The organism is Klebsiella terrigena (assembly GCF_006539725.1).
Taxonomy (GTDB): Bacteria; Pseudomonadota; Gammaproteobacteria; order Enterobacterales; family Enterobacteriaceae; genus Klebsiella; species Klebsiella terrigena.
Map to the genome: position 1 here is coordinate 40,809 of NZ_BJNO01000004.1, position 20,289 is coordinate 61,097.

Genomic DNA, 20,289 nt, shown 5'->3' on the forward strand with positions numbered 1-20,289 from the left:
CCTCCTTCGCATCAACAGGCGGCGGTTGCCCGCCGCGACGTGTTACAGACCCGCCAGCTTATGGAACTGCTCAGGACTGGTTATCGCCTCCGTCGGGAGGTTATCGTAGGTTTCGCCAAACCATTTTTTCTGCAGCTCAGCCAGACGCCCCGTTTCATGCATGTGGTTCATAAATTTGGTCATATAGGCCAAAAGCTGCGGTGAGTTTTTCGGAATAGGCCACGCCATATAGCCCGGACCGGACACCGCCAGCCCTTTGGCAAAGACTTTGGGCTTCGACTTCGCCAGATCGTTTACCGAAATCACCACGTTAATCACGTAATCAAGGCGCTTGTTGGCAAGATCGGCATAGGCTTCCGGATAAGAGGGATATTCCACCACCGGCCCAAGCTTGCCGCCGGTTTTCTCCAGCATCGCTTTCAGCTCCGGCAGTCGCGCCAGCAGTGCGCTACCGGCCTGCAGGCCGACCTTTTTGCCGCTGAGGGCGGCGATGGTGTCGAGGGAGTTGTCCCCGGCGCGTTTCACGAAGTAGTGCTGGGCCGACGCCCACGGCGGAGTGAAGTCAAACACCTTCAGCCGGTCGTCGGTGATCACCGCGCCGGTGAGGGCCATATCGTACTGGCCGGTTGAGACCGCCGCCAGCAGGCCGGTCCACGGCAGGATGCTCTGGTCAACGTTGAATTTCGCGTACTTGCGTAACTCATCGAGCATATCTTTGTTAAAACCATCCGCCTGGCCGTTATTCATAAAGTTAAAAGGCGCGTAGTCATCCTCGGTCGCAACCTTCAGGGTGCCCGATTTTTCTATTGCCGGAAGATCGGCGGCGGCGGCATGCCAGGAAAAGGCCATTGCCATCACGGCACCCAGACAAACTGAACCCAATGATTTTTTCATCAATCTACCCCTTATTAATTCGCCAGACTGGTTCACTCCGGAACACGGAAAGGTTGTGCAAAATATGTGCCGACGGACGTTCCGGTCCACGACTGATAGACGGTTTCTTACTGTAGGGAGCGTTTTCAATTTCCCCATAGAGCCAGATTCGCCGCGCAGATGTGTCAGTCATTTTCAGGGTGGTATGGAGTTTGCAGCATGACCGATACCGTTTTTGCGTAAGGAGCTGAGCATGATCCGTCACCTTTTACACGTCGATTTCGACCCGCATCGCGGGCTGCAGGAACAGGTGCGAGAGACGCTGATTAACGCCATTCTGAGCGGCTTCTTCGCCGCCGATACCCCGCTCCCCTCCTGCCGTCAGCTGGCCAGCCAGCTGCGGGTCTCGCGCAATACCACGGCGCTGGTTTTTGAAAGTCTGGTCAACGAAGGCTATCTCATCAGCCGGCCGCGCAGCGGGTTCTATCTGCACCCGGATTATGTGCAGCCCGCCGCCGGCGCCGCCGTGCAAAGTGCACCGCAGGACGAGGCCGCTGCACCACGCTGGAGCGCCCGGCTGCAGATGACGCCCAGCCAGCAGGAGTCGATTCTCAAACCCGCCGGCTGGATGAACTACCGCTATCCGTTTATCTACGGCCAGCCGGATACCCGCCAGTTCCCGCTGGCCACCTGGCGCTCGGCGGCCAACTGGCTGCACGGCGGCGTGCGCGATCCGGCGTGGGTGGTCGATCACGTTGACCAGGACGTGCCGATGCTGATTGAGCAAATCCGCACCCGGGTGCTGCCGAAGCGCGGGATTGTGGCCGCCGCGGATGAAATTCTGATAACCCTCGGTTCGCAGAACGCGCTCTACCTGCTCACCCGCCTGCTGATGTCCTCCGCCACCCGGGTCGGCGTGGAGAACCCCTGCTTTCGCGAGGCGATCAATACCTTCCTGCTGGCAGATGCCGACATCGTGCCGCATCCGGTGGATGACGAAGGGATTGTGCTCAACGAGGCCCCCTGCGATTACTACTACGTGACGCCCGGCCACCAGGTCCCCACCGGCGTGGCGATGAGTAAAGCCCGGCGCAGCCAGCTGCTGGAATACGCCGCGCGCCATGACGCGGTGATCGTGGAGGATGATTACGATTCGGAGAGTAACTTTATGCTCAACCCGCTGCCGGCGCTGAAGGCCAGCGATCGCAGCGGGCGGGTGGTGTACGTCAGCAGCCTGTCCAAAGCGCTGTCGCCGGGGCTGCGCCTGGGCTTTATGGTGGCCGACCCGGATCTTATCGACGAGGCGCGGGCGCTGCGGCGCCTGATCTATCGCCATCCGCCCACCAATATTCAGTATCAGATGGCGCACTTCCTCGCCCAGGGGCACTATGAAACGCACCTGCGGCGCTACCATTACGACTCGGCCCAGCGCTGGGATCGGCTCAATAGCGCCCTGCAGAACCATCTCCCGGAGTGCCGGATCATCCCCGGCAGCGAGTACGCCAACGCCTTTTGGCTGGCGACGCCGGAACATATCAATACCCAGCAGCTCACCTGGCGCGCCGCCCATGCGGGAGTGCTGATTGAGCCCGGCGCGCGCCATTTTCTCAGCGACGCGCCGCCGGATAACTTCTTTCGTATGGGGTTTCACGCCATCAACCCCGACGCCATCGAGCAGGGAGTTGAGGTACTGTGCGGTCAGCTGGAGCAGATGGGGTAGCCCGGCTAAGGGCTACCGTTGCGCGGGTCGGACTATAGCGCCCGGGCGTACTGCAGCATCACCTGCAGCAGCACGTTAGCGCCGGCGGTGACGTGCTCCGGCGAGGCGTACTCAATTTCGTTATGGCTGATGCCGTCCTTGCAGGGGATAAAAATCATGCCGGTGGGCGCCAGATAGCTCATGTAGACCGCGTCATGCCCGGCGCCGGAGACGATCTCGCGGGCCGGATAGCCCAGCCGCTGGGCCGCTGCGGCAATCGCCGCCTGACACTCGGCGTGGAACGGCGCCGCCGGATAGTGGCTGACCTCCTTTAGCGCCACCGCGAGGCCGCTCTCCTGCTCGATTTTGCCGATAAACTCCCGCAGCTGGCGGTCCATCTCATCCACCAGCGCGTCGCTGAGATTGCGCATATCAATAGAGAAGGTCACTTCGCCCGGCACCACGTTGCGGCTGTTCGGATAGACCTGCACCCGGCCCACGGTCCCGCGCCCCTCTTCGCTGCGCCCGGCGATCGCCACTACCTCCTGCATAATGTGGGTAGCCACCTGCAGGGCATCTTTGCGCAGGCGCATCGGCGTCGGCCCGGCGTGTGACTCCTGGCCGCTGACCACGCAGTCGTACCAGCGAATGCCCAGCACGCCCTGCACCACGCCAATCACCTTCTCTTCGGCTTCGAGGATCGGGCCCTGCTCAATATGCGCTTCAAAGTAGGCGCCGATCGGCCGCTCCCCCGGCGTCTGGCTGCCGATATAGCCAATGCGCGCCAGCTCTTCGCCCACCGTTTTCCCTTCCGCATCCTGTACGGCATAGATCTCTTCCAGCGCAAACACGCCGGCAAAGACCCCGGAGCCCATCATCACCGGCACAAAGCGCGAGCCCTCCTCGTTGGTCCAGAACACCACTTCAATCGGCGCTTCGGTTTCGATCTCAAGATCGTTGAGCGTGCGCACCACCTCCAGCGCCGCCAGCACGCCGTAGTTGCCGTCAAACTTGCCGCCGGTGGGCTGGGTATCGATATGGCTGCCGGAAACGATCGGCGGCAGCTGCGGGTTACGCCCTTCCCGGCGCATAAAGACGTTGCCGATTTTATCCACGCTGACGCTCATCCCGGCCGCTTTCGCCCAGCCGATCACCAGATCCCGCCCCTGCCTGTCGAGATCGGTTAAGGTCAGGCGGCAGCAGCCGCCTTTCGCCGTGGCGCCAATCTCCGCCAGCGCCATTAACGAATCCCACAGCCGTTCGCCGTTGACCCGACCGGCGTCAATCCCGGCAACCGGGGTAAAAAGGACATCACTGCTCATGGTCTTCTCCTTGCATAAATGCGGCGGCCAGCTCGACCAGCAGACGATCGCTGCCGCGCGGCCCCAAAAATGAAATACCCAGCGGCAGGCCGCCCACCTGAGCGACCGGCAGCGTCACCTGCGGGCGCCGGGTCATCACGGAAATCAGCAGCAGATCGTGCGACAGGCGGCGTACCGCCTCAATTTCAGCGGCCTGCGCCGTCAGCAGCGGCGCGCCGTCTGGCACCGTCGGCAGCACTAAGATGGCCTCGCCCAGCTGCCGATCCCACCAGTCGCTGAAGCGGGCCCGCAGCTGACAGGCGCTGTCGAACTGCGCCGCCGTCACCGCTTTTCCCCACAGAAAGCGCTCGCGCACGTCCGGCCCCAGCTGCAGCCCGTAGCGCTCAATCGTCTCTCCCTGCGCCTGCCAGGCTTCATAGCCCTGGATCTGGCGGAAGGCGAGATAGATCTCGTCGACGTCCGGCAGCGGCGCGCTGAGCGAGGCGATTTCGCCAAAAGCGCGGCCCAGACGCTGGCGTACCGGCAGCAGCGCCTGCTGGCTGCGCAGCGGCAGGCGCGAAAACAGCGCCTCGTGGCAGGCCAGCCTGACGCCATCTACCGCCGGGCGCTCGCCGCCGAGCAGGCATTCGGCGACAGCGCGAAAGACCTCCGCCGAGCGGGCAAAGAAGCCGCAGGTATCCATGGTGGCGCACAGCGGCTGGCAGCCGTCGAGGGAGATCCGCCCGTGGCTGGGGCGCAGGCCGAACAGCCCGCAGTAGCTCGCCGGCGTGCGCACCGAGCCGCCGGTGTCGGTGCCGAGAGCAAAATCGCAGACCGCACTGGAGACCGCCGAGGCCGACCCCGAAGAGGAGCCGCCGGGGATGTGATTCGGCGCCGCGCCGTTACGCGGGGTGCCGTAATGCATGTTGTGGCCGCTCATCGAATAGGCCAGCTCGCTGGTGTGGGTTTTACCCATAAAGCGGGCGCCGCTATCCAGCAGCCTCTGCACGACCGGCGCGGTGCGGCTTTTAATCCCTGAGAGCGCCAGCAGATGCGGATTGCCGCCGCCGGTCGGGTAGCCCGCCACGTCGAACAGATCTTTTACCGCAAAGGTTATGCCGCTCAGCGGCCCGCCGTGCGCGTGCGGCACCGGGTGCGCCGGATAGGGCATAAACGCGCGAATATCATCCTGCATGCTTGTCTCCTTAATGAATTCAGGCGTACTGCGCCGGGCTCTCGACGCTGGCGGCCAGCTCCCGCCAGCGATGGCAGCTCACCACGTGGCGCTCGCCAGCCTGCTCCGTCGCCGGCTGGCTTTGCCCGCAGGCCGCCCTCGCGTGGGGACAGCGGTCGGCAAACGCGCAGCCCGCCGGCAGGCGCGCCAGATCCGGCGGCGAACCGGGGATGCAGCGCAGGGCATCGCCTTTTTTCAGCCCCTCTTTCGGGCGGCTGCCCAGCAGAACCTGGGTATAAGGGTGGCGCGGACGGTAGAGAATATCCTCCATCGACGCCTCTTCGACGATGCGCCCGGCGTACATCACCGCCACGCGGTCGGCAATCTCCACCGCCGCGCCGATGTCGTGGGTAACAAAGATAATCGACAGCCCGCGCTCCTTTTGCTGCTCGCGCAGCAGGATCAGGATCTGGATCTGCACCGTCGCGTCGAGGGCGGTGGTCGGCTCATCCGCCAGCAGCAGCTGCGGGTTGCACGACAGCGCGAGGGCGATCATCGCCCGCTGGCGCATCCCGCCGGACATCTCGTGCGGATAGGCATCCAGCCGCCGCTCGGGGCTCGGAATACGTACCTGACGCAGCGCCTCCAGCGCCCGCGCCCTTGCCGCCGGGCGCGAAAGCCCTTCGTGGCGGCGCAGGCCTTCGCTAATCTGCTGCCCGACGGTATAGACCGGGTCGAAGGCCAGCAGCGGCTCCTGAAATATCATGGCGCAGCGCGCGCCGCGATAGCGCCGCAGCCGGGAAGCGTTCATCTCCAGCACCGCTTCGCCATCCACCCGCAGGGTTCCGGAAAGAACGCTGCTTTTAGGCGGATGCAGGCGCATCAGCGCCCTGAGGGTCACGCTTTTTCCGGAGCCAGACTCGCCAATAAGCGCCAGCACCTCGCCCTTTTGCACATCAAAAGAGACGCCGTTGACCGCATTGATCGTCTGACCGTCGCGGCGGAACTCAACCCGCAGGTCGCGGATATGGACAAAGGCTTCATGCGACATGGCGCACCTCCCGTACGGTGACAGCCTGATGCCAGGGCGACGCCGGCTGCGCCATCAGGCAGGCGCTTTGGTGCCCCTCCCCCACGCTTTCGAGAGTGGGTTTCACCTCGGCGCAGACCGCTCTGGCGTGCGGGCAGCGGGTATGGAAGCGGCAGCCCGCCGGAGGGGAAATCGGGCTGGGCGGATCGCCGCTGAGCGGCGAGGTCAGGGTGCGGTTTTGCGGGTCCATCGACGGCATCGAACTCAGCAGCGCCCGGGTATAGGGATGGGCCGAAGCGGTAAACAGCTGCTCCGCCGGCCCGATTTCCACCACCTCGCCGAGATACATCACCAGGATCCGGTCCGACAGCCAGCGCACCACGTGCAGGTCGTGGCTGATAAATACGTAGGTCAGCTCCAGCGTGCGCTTCAGCTCCTGCAAAAGCTGCAGCACCTGCGCCTCTACCGATTTATCCAGCGCCGAAACCGCTTCGTCGAGGATCACCAGCCGCGGCTTCATCGCCAGCGCGCGGGCAATATTCACCCGCTGGCGCTGGCCGCCGGAGAGCTCGTGCGGATAGCGGTGGGCGAAGCGCCCCGGCTCAAGTCCCACGTGCGCCAGCAGATAGCGCGCGTACTCGCTGGCCTCCTTCGCGCCGACGCCGTGCACGCGCTGGCCGAAGGCGATGCTCTCCTCCATGGTCATCCGCGGGTTGAGCGAGGCGTAGCTATCCTGAAACACCATCTGCACCTGGCGACGGTACTCTTTCATCGGCAGGCGGGACGATCCCACCTCCAGCCCGTCGAAAACCAGCTCGCCGCGATCCTGGTTCAGGAGCTGCATCAGCAGCCGCGCGGTGGTTGATTTCCCGCAGCCCGACTCCCCGACGACGCCCAGCGTTTCGCCTTTGACCACCGTAAAGCTGACGTCATCCACCGCCTGCACCACTTCATGTCCCTTTCCGCCACCGGCGCGAAAGTACTTCAACAGATTGTTGACCTGCAGCAGCGGCTGGGCCGGGCCGCCGAGGTCAATATTGACAAAAGGTTGCATCGTTTACTCCTTGATCGCCATCGCCGCGCGCAGGCGGTCGGCGAGGATATTGAACGAAATGGAGGTGATAAAAATCATCAATCCCGGCAGGGCCGCCACCCACGGCTGGGTGTAAATCGCCGTGCGCAGCGTGTTGAGCATCAATCCCCACTCCGGCTCGGGCGGACGCACGCCGAGGCCAAGAAACGAGAGCCCGGAGGCGAGGATCATGCAGACCGAAATCAAACCGGTTGAGAAGACGAAGATCGGCCCCAGCACGTTGCCCAATACCTGAACGCGGATAATGGTCAGCGCGCTGGCCCCGGTTGCCCGGGCGGCGTCGATATAGTCCATGTGCCGCACCTGGGCGGTGACGCTTTCGGCGATGCGCGCCACCTGCGGGACAAATACCAGCGTTAATGACAGCAGCGCATTGCCGATGCCGGCGCCCAGCGCGCCGGAGAGCGCGATCGCCAGCAGCACCGAGGGAAAGGCGTAGAACACGTCGACGGTGCGCATGATGATGGTGTTAGTTTTGCCGCCCGCGTAGCCGGCAACGATGCCGATAGCGCCGCCGATGAAAAAGGCGAAGACCACCGGGACAATCCCCATAAACAGCGACAGCCGGGTGCCGAGGATCAGCCGCGACAGCATATCCCGGCCCAGCTCGTCGGAGCCCAGCGGGAAGCCGTCGGTGCCAATCGGCTTCAGGCGCAGAAACATCGACGTCTGGTAAGGGTCTTTTGCGATCAGCCACGGGCCAAACAGTGCCAGAATGAGCAGCAGCAGGATGATTGACCCGACCGCCACGCCGCCGGGATCGCGCAGCAGGCGGCGGAATACGCCGTGCCAGTAGCCCTGGCGGGCGGGGATGGCCACGGATGCGGGTCGCGCTTTTGTCGTCAAGGTATCCACCATGGTTAGCTCCTCTTAATGCGCGGGTCGAGGGCGGTTTGCAGCATATCCACCAGCAGATTGAGCAGCACGAAGAACAGCGCCAGCACCCAGATGGTGCCCTGCAGCAGCGGCAGATCGCGCTGGAAGATAGCGGTGTTGAGCAACAGGCCGGTGCCGGGCCACGAGAACACCGTTTCCACCAGAATCGAGCCGCCCATCAGATAGCCCACCTGCAGCCCCATCACCGCCAGCGCGGTGGGGGCGGCATTTTTTACCACGTGGAGGAAAATGCGCGATTCGCCAAGGCCACGGGCACGCAGCCCGACGATAAACTCCTGGCTGAGAATATCGGCCACCTGCGAGCGCACGGTGCGGGCGATGATCCCGGTCGGGATAACCGACAGGGTTATCGCCGGCAGCAGCATAAACTGCAGATGCTGCCAGTCCCACTGCCAGCCAATTTCGCCGATCGGCCCGCCGCCGGTGGCGGGCAGGACCGCCAGCTTGACGCTAAAGGCGATCACCAGCAGCATTCCCAGCCAGTAGTGCGGCACGCTGACGCCAAACACCGACAGCACCGATGCCAGGCGATCGATAATGCTGTTGCGAAAATAGCCGGCGACAAAGCCGAACAGGCTGCCGAGCACGAAGCCGATAATCGTCGCCAGCAGCGCCAGGCGCAGAGAGTAGCTGACGGCGGTCATCACTTCGCCGATCACCGGGCGGCCGGTAGCGACCGACATCCCCAGGTCGCCGTGCAGCGCTCGCCACAGCCAGTGAACGAACTGCAGCGGCAGCGGTTTATCAAAACCGTAGGCCTGCATCAGCGTCTGGCGCAGCGCCTCCGAGGCGTCCGGCGGCATCACCGACACCAGCGGGTCCCCCGGCGCGATCTGCACCAGCATAAAACAGATTATCGCCACGCCGAGCATGGTCGGCACGGCCAGCAGAACGCGGTACAGCAGCGTATTGATCATCTTTGGCTCCCGTCACGATTACTCTTTCTTACTTACCAGGCTGAGATCGATAAACCAGCTCTGCGGCTGCACCACGCCGCTCACCGCCGGCGAAATGGCCCGTGGCCCCACGTCGTGCGCGACGAACAGGAACGGCACCTGGTCCACCAGCGCGGCGTGCAGCTCGCCGGCCGCCTTATTCATCTCATCGGGGGTAAAGGCGTGCTTCACCGCGGTCGCCAGCTTTTCGGTCTCCGGGGTAGAGAAGTAGCCCCAGTTGGTCGCCACCGGCGGGAACGCTTTGGCGGTCGAGAAGCGGATCATGCCGAAGTAAGGGTCGTTAACCGCCGCGCTGACGTTGATGGCATCAATGCCTTTTGCCGAAGGGTCTTTTGCCCCGAGGCGCCAGTTGGTGAACAGGGTGTTCCATTCGGTCACCTTGATGTCGACGTTAAAGAAGCAGCTTTTCAGGCTCTGCTGAATGTACTCATTCATCGGCAGCGGCTGCATCTGTCCGGAGCCGGAGGCCGAGGTGGCGACGGTGACGTGCAGCGGTTTACCGGCGCTGTAGCCGGCTTCGGTCATCAGCTTACGGGCGGTTTCCGGGTCATATTTGATCTGGAAAGTGGGCTTGCCGTGCCACGGGCTATCGGCCTCGTAGACGCCGGTCGCTTCGGTCATATAGCCGCCGAGGTAGCTCTTCAGCTCCGCGCGGTTAAGACACAGGTTGGCCGCCTTGCGCACGCGAATATCCTGCCACGGCGAGCCCTTTTCGAATGAGAACTGCCACGGCCACAGGTGCGGCTGGGTGTTGGCGTAGATTTTAAAGCCCTGGGATTTAATTTGATCCACCGCGTCCGGGGCCGGGGCCTCAATCCAGTCCACCTGCTTCGACAGCAGCGCCGCGGTGCGGGCGTTGGCCTCCGGGAGCGGGATCAGCACCACCTTATCGACCCGCGGGATGCGATCTTTATTCCAGTAGTCCGGGTTTTTATCGAGGATCAGCTGCTGGCGGGGAACCAGTTTTTCCATTTTGAACGGGCCGCTGCCCACCGCGTGGGCGGCGAACTCCGTCCACGCCAGCTTGCTGCGCGCGGCGGTATCGCCGGCGCTGGCCGGCACCGCGGCATACAGCTTCTGCCATGCCGTCGGCGAGACGATAAACAGGTTGGTAATATTGTACGGCAGCAGGGCATCGGCTTCGGAAGTGGTGAGCGCCACGGTGCGATCGTCAATTTTTTCGGCCCCGGTTAGCGTCGGCATGCGGGACAGCGTATTGCCGATCTGCCCTGGCGCATACTGCGGGGCCGTTTTGTTCAGGACCTTATCGACGTTCCAGACGATGGCGTCGGCGTTAACCTCGGTGCCGTCATGAAACTTCACCCCGGGGCGCAGGGTAAAGATCCAGCGGGTCTGATTTTGCGGATCGACGTGCCACTCCGTCGCCAGGCCCGGCACCAGCCCGCTCGGTTTCTCCCCCTGCGAGAGGTCCCACTCCACCAGCGCGTCATACAGCGGGATGCCGGTAAAGCGGTTGCCTTCATAGCCCTGGTCAGGCTGGCCGAGGGTTAACGGGATATCGGCGGCGGTCATCGCTATCCGCAGCGTTGAGGCGCTCGCCTGCAGGGAGGTCAGCAGCGCCAGCGCGCCGGCCGCGGCGACGAGGGGGCGGCGTTTACGCAAAGGTAAGGTATTTTTGAGCATCACATTGTCCCTGTTAAATAAAAAGTCGTTATTTAACAGGCAAGATGCATACCACTTATGAAAGCAAGGAAAATAAGTGTGAAAGTGCTTATAAAATAAGAATAAATTATACTATCTACATGATATGTATTGATAAAATAATAACAGCTTATGCTTGCGCACCGCCGTTGTGAAATATGTTGCAGAACTGCACCAGCCTATTTTGTCGCGGCAGGTAATAATAACGCAGCGCAACTTAATATAAAATAAATTCATAATTCTGCTTTATTTATAAGGGCTCGCGCCGATCGCCTGACGAGGGCCGACGCTAAGCCGGAGAAATTTTACCTATACTTCCTGCATATCCGTACGCAAGGAATCGCCATGTCATTACCTGATTTTCACGTTTCGGCGCCTTTTACGCTCGGTATCGAGCTGGAGCTGCAGGTGGTCAACCCGCCGGGATACGATCTGAGCCAGGACTCCTCGGCGCTGATTGCCGCCGTGGAGGACGCCATTCCCGCCGGGGAGGTGAAGCACGACATCACCGAAAGCATGCTGGAGGTGGCGACCGGGATTTGCCGCGACATCCACCAGGCGATGGCGCAGCTGACGACTATTCGGCAGGAGATACTGCGCGCCGGCGCGCAGCAGCATCTGCAAATCTGCGGCGGCGGCACCCATCCGTTCCAGGCCTGGCAGCGCCAGCAGATCAGCAGCAATCCGCGCTACCTGAAAACCGTCGAGCACTTTGGCTACCTCGCCCAGCAGTCAACGGTGTTCGGCCAGCACGTCCACGTTGGCTGCCAAAACGGCGACGATGCGATTTACCTTGTCCACGGGCTGTCGCGCTTCGTGCCGCATTTCATTGCCCTTAACGCGGCATCGCCCTGGCTCGACGGGGCCGACAGCGGCTTCGCCACCGCCCGCCTGAACCTCTTTTCCGCCTACCCCGACAACGGTCCGATGCCGTGGGTTACCAGCTGGCAGGCGTTTAACGGGCTGTTCCGGCGCCTCAGCTATACCAGCATGATCGACAGCATGAAGGACCTGCACTGGGACATCCGCCCCAGCCCGCGCTTCGGCACCGTGGAGGTGCGGGTGATGGATACCCCGCTGACCGTGGCGCAGGCGGTGAATATCGCCGGCTATATTCAGATAATTGCCTGCTGGCTGCTGGCGGAAAGGCCGTTTAAGCCGCAGGCCGAGGACTATCTGCTCTATCCCTTCAACCGCTACCAGGCCTGCCGCTACGGCCTTGAGGGGATCGTCACCGACGTCCACTCCGGCGAGCAGCGCAGCATTCGGGAAGAGATTTTACGCCTGGCGGAGCGCCTGGAGCCCTTCGCCCACAGGCTCAACGCCACCAGCGCCCTTGACGCCATCGTGCGCCAGGCGCAGCAGGATCGCAGCGAGGCCCAGCGGATGCGCGAATTTGTCGCCAACGGCGGCTCGCTGATCGGCCTGGTGCAAAAGCACTGCGAGATCTGGGCGGCGTAGCGGCGGCAAAAAGGTATACTGCCCGCCTTTGCCGCCTCAAGGAATACCCATGCCCCCGCGCCTCTCGCCGCGACTCGTCGCGCTTATGCTGTTGCCGTTTTCGGCCTTTGCCGCCGCAAAATGCGCCCTCACCGACCCGTCGCTGACGCTGCAAAGCTACGCCGTCAATCCGCAGCAGGAGCGGATCGCCATGTACTGGAAAAACGGCGACGGCAGCGCCTGGAGCTCCCTGCGATCGCTGCTGGCGGATATCAACCGCGACGGCCGGGTGCGGATGGCGATGAACGGCGGGATTTACGATAAGGCCTATGCGCCGCTGGGGCTCTATATCGAAAAGGGCAAACAGAGGGTTGCGCTCAACCGCGCCTCCGGCGGCGGCAACTTTTTCATTCGTCCCGGCGGGGTCTTTTTTGTTAAAGGCCAGCAGGCGGGGATCGTCAGCATCGATAAATACCGGCCGTCGCCGGCCATCGATTACGCCGTGCAGTCCGGCCCGATGCTGATTGAAAACGGCAGGATAAACTGGCGGCTGAAGCCGTCCGCCGGATCGCGCAAGCTGCGCAACGGCGTCGGCCTCACCCGCCAGGGTCAGGTGATATTCATGCTCAGCGAGCGCGAAACCAACTTCTACGATTTCGCCTGCTACGCGCAGTCAAAGCTCAACGTCCGGCAGATGCTCTACCTCGACGGCACCATTTCGAAAATGTACCAGCAGGGCGGCGGCGTGCCCTGGCAGTACCATCCGTTCGTCAGCATGATTACGGTGGAAGCCCGCTAGCGCCGGGCCGACATCCGCCGGTGCCCCCACTCGCGCAGGCGCTGAAAGAGAACGAACAGCGTGGGGATAAACAGAATGCCGATTACCGTCGCCACCAGCATGCCGCTGAACACGGTGGTGCCGATAATCCGCCGACTCTGCGCCCCGGCGCCGGTGGCGAACATCATCGGCACGATCCCGATAATAAACGAGACCGCGGTCATCAGCACCGCGCGGAAGCGGCGGGTGGCCCCTTCCCGGGCGGCATCGGCTATCGACATCCCCTCTTCGCGCTTCGCGCGGGCAAACTCGACGATCAGAATCGCGTTCTTCGCCGCCAGCGCGATGAGCAGCACCAGGCCAATCTGCACGTACACGTCGTTGGCGTAGCCGGCTGCCCACAGCCACAGCAGCGCCCCGCCGATGGCGAACAGCACCGACAGCATCACGCTCGCCGGCAGCGTCCAGCTTTCATACTGCGCGACGAGGAACAGCCACGCCATCGCCACCGCCGCCAGCACGATCCAGATAGCCTGGTTGCCGGTCTGCTGCTCCTGCCACGAGATCCCGCTCCAGGCGTAGTCGTAACCCTGCGGCAGATGGGCCTGCAGAATCTCCGCCATTGCGGCCATCGCCGCCCGGCTGCTGACGCCCTCAGCCGCCGATCCGCTTATCGAAACCGACGGGGACTGATTGTACTGCTGGATAAACGGCGCCCCCACCGCCGGGGTAACGGTGACCAGATTGCTCAGCCGCACCCGCTCGCCGTGGTTGCTGCGCACGTAGAGCTCGCTTATCTGCTCCGCCCGCTCGCGCCACTGCATCTCGTTTTGTATCACTACGTGGTAGACCCGATTATTGATGCTAAAGTCCCCGGCGCGGGTGCCGCCAAATGCCGTCTGCAGGCTGCTGAAGATCCGCGAAACCGGGACATCCAGGCGGGCGGCGCGATCGCGGTCAACGGTAAGCGTCAGCTGCGGCACGCTGCTGCTCCAGGTGGTAAAGACCCGGCTCAGCTGCGGATGCTGGTTGGCGATTTGCAGCACCTGCAGCGCCTCGCGCTCCAGCTCCGCCGACGACTGCCCGGCCTGGGCCAGAATGCGCAGGTTAAAGCCCGAGGCATTGCCCAACCCCGGCAGGGTCGGCGGCGCAAAGGCCATAATCGTCGCCTCCGGCAGGGCCAGCAGCTGCCCCTGCAGCTTGCTCATCACCTGCTCCAGCGGCGGCCGCCGGTGCCAGTCTTTCAGCATCACCGAGATAAACCCGCCGTTTGAGGCGCTGGTGCCGTTCAGAATATTGAAGCCCGACACCTGAATGACGTCCTCCACCGCCGGATTGGCCAGCAGCAGCTCGCGCGCCTGGGACATTACCGCCTCGGTGCGCTCCAGCGAAGCCGCCTCCGGCAGCTGGACGCTGGCGAAAAAGTAGCCCTGATCTTCCTCGGGCAGAAAGCCCTTCGGCATGCTGCTGAAGCTGAACGCCACCGCCCCGGCGGCCAGCGCGACCGCCGCCAGCGCCAGCCACGGACGGCGGTTCATGCGGGCGACGATCGCCCCGTAGCCGTCGCGCAGGCCATCAAGGCCGCGATTGAACAGCCGCCAGACGGCCGCAGGCTGCGCCGGTCGCGGGCGCAGCAGCAGCGCGCAGAGGGCCGGCGTCAGCGTCAGCGCCACCACGCTCGACAGCGTGACCGCCGTGGAGAGGGTGACCGCAAACTGGCGATAAAGCTCGCCGACGATGCCCGGCAGCAGCGCCACCGGCACGAACACCGCCAGCAGCACCAGGGTGGTGGCGATAACCGGCCCGGCGATTTGGCGCAGCGCCTGGGCGGTGGCCTCAAGGCGGCTCAGGCCTTCCGCCATCTGGCTCTCGACGCTCTCCACCACCACAATGGCGTCGTCCACCACCATCGTCAGGGCGAGGATCGCCGCAAACAGGCTGAGGGTATTGGCGCTGTAGCCCAGCAGATAGAGCACCGCAAAGGTGCCGATCAGCGAGACCGGGATCGCCAGCGCGACGATCAGCGTCGCCCGCCAGCTTTGCAGGAACAGCGAAACCACTGCGACTACCGCCAGCAGGGTGAGCACCAGCGAAACGCCAATCTCTTTGATTGTCGCCGACACAAAACGCGTGGTGTCGAACTTCACCTCCCAGGTGAGATCCGGCGGGAAACGCGCGTGTAGCCGCGTGAGCTCGGCGCGCACCGCGCTGGCTACCTGCAGCGCGTTGGCGGTCGGCGTCGGATAAACCCCCAGATAGGCCGAGTCGCGGCCGTTGAGCTGCGCGCCGGAGCTGTAGCTGCGGGCGCCGAGCTCGATGGTTGCCACCTCGGCCAGGCGCACCAGCTGCCCCTGCTCGCCGCTGCGGATCGCTATCTGGCCGAAGCTTGCCGCATCGCTCAGGCGCCCAATACCGTTGATGGTCAGCGTTTGCTGCTGGCCGTTAAAGACCGGCGGCGTCCCCACCTGCCCGGCGGCGCCCTGCACGTTCTGCTCGCGCAGCGCCTGGGCGATATCTTCGCTGGTGACGTTCAGCGCATTCATGCGATCCGGACGCAGCCAGACGCGCATGCTGTAGTCGCGGGCGCCGAACATCTGCACCTCGCCGACGCCCGGCAGCCGGGCCAGCGCTTCGCGCACCTGGGTACTGGCATAGTTGCTGACAAACAGCGGCGAGAGCGTTTCCGTCGGCGAATAGAGGCTGATCCCCATCAGCAGATTGGTCGCCCGCTTGCGCACCTGTACCCCGTTCTGCTGCACCTCAGCGGGCAGCTGCGCCACCGCCTGCGAGACGCGGTTTTGCACGTCGATCGCCGCCAGGTCGGCGTCGGTACCGGCCGCGAAGGTCAGACTCAGGCTGTAGGTCCCCTCGTCGGAGCTGGTGGACTCCATATAGAGCATATGGTCAACGCCGTTGAGCTGGGTTTCCAGCGGCGCGGCGATGGCCTCGGCCACGTCTGCCGCGCTGGCGCCCGGCCAGCTGGCGCTGACGCTCACCACCGGCGGCGTAATCTGTGGATACTGCTCAACCGGAATCAGCTTCAGCGCCACCGCGCCGGCAAAGGTTATCAGCAGCGCAATCACCATCGCAAAGCGCGGGCGACGGATAAAAAACGTCAGCATCCCTTCTCCTTTCTTATTTCAGTAGCACAACGGCGGCGCCGTCACGCAGGCGCTGTACGCCTTCCGTCACCACGCGCTCGCCAACGTCCAGCCCCTGCGCGACCGCGTAGCGCTGTCCCTGCTGCTCGCCAAGCGTCAGCCGACGCAGCGCGGCGGTGTTATTTTCCGTCAGCACCCAGCTGTAGAAGCCCTGCGCGTCCTGCTGCACCGCCGCCAGCGGGATGGTCAGGCTTTCCTGCTGCTGGCGTGGGCGCAAAATCACCGTCACGCTGCCGCCCGGCAGCAGGCGATGCTGCGGATTGGCAAACTCGGCGCGCATCACCACGCTGGCGGTGCGGCTGTCGATGCGGTTATCCACCGAGGTCAGCACCCCCTCTTCGCGCACGCCGCCGGGGGCAATCAACGCCTGCCACGCCTGCTTCAGCGCGCCGATATCGTCATGCTGCCCCGCCTTACTGTAAAAAGCGTTTTCATCTAAGGCAAAAGAGACGCGGATCGGGTCGAGCTGCACGATATCCACCAGCGTGCCGCTGGCCGGATTCACCAGGCTGCCGACGTGAAACAGGCTGTGGCCCACGCGCCCGGTCACCGGCGAATCAATGCGGGTGTAGCCGAGCGTAATCTGCTGCGCGGCAACGCGCGCCTGCGCCTGCTCCACCGCGGCGGCGGCGACGTCGCGCTGCATCTGCGCGTTATCGACATCGTTACGGCTAATCGAGTGGTTGTTTTTCAGACGCTGGTAGCGGCTCAGCAGCTGTTCGGCCTGGCGCAGCGAAGCCCGGGCGCTTTTCAGCTCGGCCTGGGCCAGCGCCAGCGCGGCGCGGGGCTGAGCGTCATCGAGGGTAAAGAGGCGGTCGCCCTGCCTGACGTACTGGCCGTCTGCGAAGTGGCGCTCGACGATGGCGCCTTCGGTACGGGCGCGGATCTCGACCGCGTGAATCGCCTCGACGCGTCCGGGGATCTGCCGCTCATCGACGTGGGCGGCGCGCTCGACGGTCGCCACGCGAACCGGAATTGCCGGTGTCGCGGCGGCGCTGAGGGCGTAGCCGACCAGGCCGCAGGCCAGGAAGGCGCAGCGGAACATTTTTTTCATAGGGGGAATTCCTTGCTGACGTTATCGCGCCCCTCCCGGAGGGGAGGGGCTCGAAGGTTCAGGCGGTTTTACGCCAACGGCGGGTCAGGCGCTTCTCAACCTCCACCACCAGGAACATCACCATGCCGATGGCAAGAGTGACAAACCAGTAGCGCAGCGGCAGCCCTTCGGTACCGAACATCGTCTGCATCAGCGGGACGTAGATAATGACCAGCTGCATCAGCAGCAGCACGCCGCTCACCAGCCAGATACCTTTATTCCGCAGCAGGCCCATGTTGAGGGAGAAGCTGTCGCTGCTGCGGCAGTTAATCATATAGACCCACTGGGCGGTCACCAGCATCTGCAGCAGCACGGTGCGGATAAACTCCGGGCTGTGGCCGCGCGGCGCCAGCCAGGCCTCAAGGATAAAGGCGGCGACGGCGATCATCGTGCCGACGAACGCCACCCGCCAGACGGCAAAGGCGTCCATCACGTGCTGACCGGTTTTACGCGGCGGACGGTTCATGGCGTTGCGCTCGGCGACTTCAAAGGCGAGGCCGAAGGAGAGCGTGGCGGAGGTCGCCATGTTCATCCACAGAATCAGCACCGGCGTCAGCGGAATAATGTTCCCCGCCAGCAGGGCGATGATAATCAGCAGCCCCTGCGCCAGGTTGGTGGGCATGATAAACAGGATGGTCTTCTTCAGGTTGTCGTAGACCCGACGCCCCTCTTTGACCGAGCTGGCGATGGTGGCAAAGTTGTCGTCGGTCAGCACCATATCGGCGGCTTCTTTGGTGACCTCCGTCCCTTTGATCCCCATGGCGATGCCAACGTCGGCCTGACGCAGCGCCGGCGCGTCGTTGACGCCGTCGCCGGTCATCCCGACCACTTCGCCGCTATCCTGGAGGGCTTTCACCAGCCGCAGCTTATGCTCCGGGCTGGTACGGGCGAAAATATCGTACTCGACGGCGGCTTGTGCCAGCTCGGCGTCATCCATGTGCTCCAGACGGTAGCCGGTCATCGCCTGGCTGCTGTTGGTGATCCCCAGCATCTGGCCAATGCTCATCGCCGTCTGCGGGTGATCGCCGGTGATCATCTTCACGCGGATCCCCGCGTTCTGGCAGGCGTGGATGGCCTCGATGGCCTCCGGACGCGGCGGGTCCATCATCCCGGCGATGCCGAGGAACACCAGGCCTTCGCTCAGGTCATCGTGGGTCAGCGTCGTGCTGCCGGCGGTCGCCGGTTTGCCAGCGGCGGCAACCATGCGCAGGCCCTGGCGGGCGAAGCGCGCCATCTCATCTTCCCAGTACTGCAGCTCGAACGGCACCGCGCCCTGCTTGCTCATCTGCTGGCGGCACATGGCGAAGATAACGTCCGGCGCGCCGGTAATCAGCACCCGCTCTTCGTCGCCAATCTGCTGCAGGGTGGCCATATATTTGTACTGCGAGTCGAACGGAATTTTGGCTATCAGGCGCGTTTCAACCGGCGCCAGCTGCGCTTTCGCCGCCAGCACCTTCAGCGCGCCTTCGGTCGGTCCGCCGGTAATGCCCCACAGCCCGCGCTCGTCCTGGATAATCTGGCTGTCGTTGCACAGGTCGATGGTCCGCAGCCAGGTTTCCAGCACGCTGCCCGGCTTAATCTGCACCGGCTCGTCGCTGCCTTCGAGGCAGATATCGCCCCGCGGCTCGTAGCTGTCGCCTTCGACGCGGTAGCAGCAGTCGGCGGTCACGATCGCTTTGACGGTCATTTCGTTCATCGTCAGGGTGCCGGTTTTATCCGAGCACACGACGGTCATCGCCCCGAGGGTTTCGACGGTCGGCAGCTTGCGGATAATCGCCCGCTGCCGCGCCATCGCCTGCACGCCGAGGGATAAAATAATCGAGATGATGGCCGGTAAACCTTCCGGTACCGCCGCCACCGCGAGGCTAATCAGCGACAGCAGCAGTTCGCCAAGCGGGATGTCGCGCAGCGCCAGGCTAAAGATGAACAGCGCGGCCATCATCGCGAAGATGATGACGAAAATCGCCTTTCCGAGCTTGTCCATCTGTACCAGCAGCGGCGTGCGGTGCTTCTCAATCCCCGCCATCATCTGGTTGATATGGCCGAGCTCGGTCTGCTGGCCGGTGGCGGTCACCACGCCCACGCCGGCACCGGCGCTGATGGTGGTGCCGGAGAACAGCATATTGGTGCGGTCGCCCAGCGGCAGTTCGCCCTGCAGCGCGTCGGTGGTCTTATCCACCACCGTCGACTCGCCGGTCAGGATCGCCTCCTCCACCCGCAGGCTGTGGGTTTCAATCAGGCGCATATCCGCCGGGACGCGGTCGCCGGCACGCAGAATGACGATATCCCCCGGCACCAGCTCGCGGGTCGCCACGGTTTCATGCCTGCCGTTGCGCTGCACCCGCGCATCGCTGGAGAGCATGTTGCGAATGCCCTGCAGGGATTTTTCGGCATTGCTCTCCTGCACGTGGCCAATCAGGGCGTTGATCACGGTGACGCCAAGAATAACCAGCGTATCCACCCAGTGGCCCATGATCGCGGTGAGCGCGGCGGCGGCCAGCAGGACAAAAATCAGGACGTCGTTAAAATGCGCGAGAAAGCGCAGCCAGCCCGGCTTGCCTTTCTTTTCCGGCAGCGCGTTAGGGCCCCAGGTTTTCAGGCGCTCTGCGGCCTGGGCGGAAGTCAGGCCCTCGGCATGACTCTCTTTCTGTGCCAGAACTTCAGCCACGGTCTGCTGATAAGCCTGACGGGATGCGGCCTCCCCTGAAGGGGGCGCGTTGCGGGGATTTATCATTTTGGTCAAATTAAATTTTCCTTATAAATTCCGTGAGTCGGAAAGCCTGAAATCATTTCTGGCCAATGAACGATTATAATTTCACGGGATGCGCGAGATTATCCAGTGGCAATTTTTTAATCTCTCGCAAAATTCAAAATATGTGTTAAGTTGTTTCTCAGACCAACTATTACAGAAGATTAATAAACCTATATTAAACGAGGGCCATTATGACTAAAATCTATCGCGGACGCCGCCTGGCGCTGTACGTTGTGCTGGCTATCCTGATTGCCACGCTGGTGGGCTACAGCACCTATAGTTTTGTAAAGGCGATGCTCTAATAATGACTTTAATTTACATTAAAGCGTTATTAAATTAATCACAAAAGTCTCGATTTAAATTAACAGGAAAATTAAAAA

The 20,289-nt window shown here is 63.1% G+C and carries 14 protein-coding genes; 3 read left to right on the top strand and 11 right to left on the bottom strand.

What is annotated here, in order from left to right:
• Positions 1–42 precede the first annotated feature (42 nt).
• Positions 43–894, bottom strand: a complete 852-nt coding sequence (locus RTE01_RS06865; protein ID WP_115193367.1) for a transporter substrate-binding domain-containing protein — start codon at positions 892–894, stop codon at positions 43–45.
• A gap of 232 nt (positions 895–1,126) precedes the next feature.
• On the opposite strand from RTE01_RS06865, the gene pdxR reads away from it, so the two are divergent.
• Positions 1,127–2,593, top strand: coding sequence for a MocR-like pyridoxine biosynthesis transcription factor PdxR (pdxR, locus tag RTE01_RS06870; RefSeq protein ID WP_041144497.1), 1,467 nt, complete (start codon positions 1,127–1,129; stop codon positions 2,591–2,593).
• A 32-nt stretch (positions 2,594–2,625) separates the two neighbouring features.
• Here pdxR and RTE01_RS06875 read toward each other — a convergent pair whose 3' ends face one another.
• Genes RTE01_RS06875 through RTE01_RS06905 form a run of 7 tightly spaced genes read right to left on the bottom strand, consistent with a single transcriptional unit; the run spans position 2,626 to position 10,667 of the window.
• Positions 2,626–3,894: a Zn-dependent hydrolase gene (locus RTE01_RS06875; protein ID WP_123551065.1), complete on the bottom strand. Its 1,269-nt coding sequence runs from the start codon at positions 3,892–3,894 to the stop codon at positions 2,626–2,628.
• A complete protein-coding gene (locus RTE01_RS06880; RefSeq protein WP_141334850.1) occupies positions 3,884–5,068 on the bottom strand; it encodes an amidase in 1,185 nt (394 codons plus the stop codon). Before RTE01_RS06880 ends, RTE01_RS06875 begins: the two co-directional genes overlap by 11 nt.
• A gap of 19 nt (positions 5,069–5,087) precedes the next feature.
• Entirely contained in the window at positions 5,088–6,098 is a 1,011-nt protein-coding gene (locus RTE01_RS06885) for an ABC transporter ATP-binding protein (RefSeq protein WP_076944866.1), read from the bottom strand.
• Complete coding sequence (locus tag RTE01_RS06890) at positions 6,088–7,131, bottom strand: ABC transporter ATP-binding protein (protein WP_134525389.1); 1,044 nt, start codon at positions 7,129–7,131, stop codon at positions 6,088–6,090. The genes RTE01_RS06885 and RTE01_RS06890 overlap by 11 nt, the downstream gene beginning before the upstream one ends.
• 3 nt (positions 7,132–7,134) lie before the next feature.
• Positions 7,135–8,028 (bottom strand): ABC transporter permease, encoded by an 894-nt coding sequence (locus RTE01_RS06895; RefSeq protein WP_041144492.1) that lies wholly within the window; start codon positions 8,026–8,028, stop codon positions 7,135–7,137.
• A gap of 2 nt (positions 8,029–8,030) precedes the next feature.
• The gene (locus tag RTE01_RS06900; protein WP_041144491.1) at positions 8,031–8,984 is read right to left on the bottom strand and encodes an ABC transporter permease; all 954 of its coding nucleotides are present in this window, start codon (positions 8,982–8,984) and stop codon (positions 8,031–8,033) included.
• An 18-nt stretch (positions 8,985–9,002) separates the two neighbouring features.
• The gene (locus RTE01_RS06905; protein ID WP_115193372.1) at positions 9,003–10,667 is read right to left on the bottom strand and encodes an ABC transporter substrate-binding protein; all 1,665 of its coding nucleotides are present in this window, start codon (positions 10,665–10,667) and stop codon (positions 9,003–9,005) included.
• Between the two features lie 363 nt (positions 10,668–11,030).
• On the opposite strand from RTE01_RS06905, the gene RTE01_RS06910 reads away from it, so the two are divergent.
• Both RTE01_RS06910 and RTE01_RS06915 read left to right on the top strand, forming a co-directional pair.
• On the top strand, positions 11,031–12,146 hold the full coding sequence (locus tag RTE01_RS06910) for a YbdK family carboxylate-amine ligase (protein ID WP_141334852.1): 1,116 nt from the start codon (positions 11,031–11,033) through the stop codon (positions 12,144–12,146).
• 49 nt (positions 12,147–12,195) lie between these two features.
• A complete protein-coding gene (locus RTE01_RS06915) occupies positions 12,196–12,924 on the top strand; it encodes a phosphodiester glycosidase family protein (RefSeq protein WP_141334854.1) in 729 nt (242 codons plus the stop codon).
• On the opposite strand, the gene RTE01_RS06920 is transcribed toward RTE01_RS06915, so the two are convergent.
• The 3 genes from RTE01_RS06920 to RTE01_RS06930 are packed head-to-tail and all read right to left on the bottom strand — an operon-like array spanning position 12,921 to position 19,900.
• Positions 12,921–16,025 carry an efflux RND transporter permease subunit gene (locus RTE01_RS06920; protein WP_141334856.1) on the bottom strand — a complete coding sequence of 1,035 codons (3,105 nt, stop codon included), beginning with the start codon at positions 16,023–16,025 and terminating at the stop codon, positions 12,921–12,923. The two genes, RTE01_RS06915 and RTE01_RS06920, sit on opposite strands and share 4 nt — an antisense overlap.
• A gap of 13 nt (positions 16,026–16,038) precedes the next feature.
• Entirely contained in the window at positions 16,039–17,118 is a 1,080-nt protein-coding gene (locus RTE01_RS06925) for an efflux RND transporter periplasmic adaptor subunit (protein ID WP_134525387.1), read from the bottom strand.
• Between the two features lie 58 nt (positions 17,119–17,176).
• Complete coding sequence (locus tag RTE01_RS06930; protein ID WP_170197850.1) at positions 17,177–19,900, bottom strand: cation-transporting P-type ATPase; 2,724 nt, start codon at positions 19,898–19,900, stop codon at positions 17,177–17,179.
• Positions 19,901–20,289: the final 389 nt, after the last annotated feature.

Coding starts and splice junctions, on each gene's coding strand:
- RTE01_RS06900 (WP_041144491.1), bottom strand. CDS start 8,984: ATGATCAATACGCTGCTGTACCGCGTTCTGCTGGCCGTGCCGACCATG.
- RTE01_RS06885 (WP_076944866.1), bottom strand. CDS start 6,098: ATGTCGCATGAAGCCTTTGTCCATATCCGCGACCTGCGGGTTGAGTTC.
- RTE01_RS06865 (WP_115193367.1), bottom strand. CDS start 894: ATGAAAAAATCATTGGGTTCAGTTTGTCTGGGTGCCGTGATGGCAATG.
- RTE01_RS06905 (WP_115193372.1), bottom strand. CDS start 10,667: ATGCTCAAAAATACCTTACCTTTGCGTAAACGCCGCCCCCTCGTCGCC.
- pdxR (WP_041144497.1), top strand. CDS start 1,127: ATGATCCGTCACCTTTTACACGTCGATTTCGACCCGCATCGCGGGCTG.
- RTE01_RS06895 (WP_041144492.1), bottom strand. CDS start 8,028: ATGGTGGATACCTTGACGACAAAAGCGCGACCCGCATCCGTGGCCATC.
- RTE01_RS06910 (WP_141334852.1), top strand. CDS start 11,031: ATGTCATTACCTGATTTTCACGTTTCGGCGCCTTTTACGCTCGGTATC.
- RTE01_RS06880 (WP_141334850.1), bottom strand. CDS start 5,068: ATGCAGGATGATATTCGCGCGTTTATGCCCTATCCGGCGCACCCGGTG.
- RTE01_RS06915 (WP_141334854.1), top strand. CDS start 12,196: ATGCCCCCGCGCCTCTCGCCGCGACTCGTCGCGCTTATGCTGTTGCCG.
- RTE01_RS06875 (WP_123551065.1), bottom strand. CDS start 3,894: ATGAGCAGTGATGTCCTTTTTACCCCGGTTGCCGGGATTGACGCCGGT.
- RTE01_RS06890 (WP_134525389.1), bottom strand. CDS start 7,131: ATGCAACCTTTTGTCAATATTGACCTCGGCGGCCCGGCCCAGCCGCTG.
- RTE01_RS06920 (WP_141334856.1), bottom strand. CDS start 16,025: ATGCTGACGTTTTTTATCCGTCGCCCGCGCTTTGCGATGGTGATTGCG.
- RTE01_RS06925 (WP_134525387.1), bottom strand. CDS start 17,118: ATGAAAAAAATGTTCCGCTGCGCCTTCCTGGCCTGCGGCCTGGTCGGC.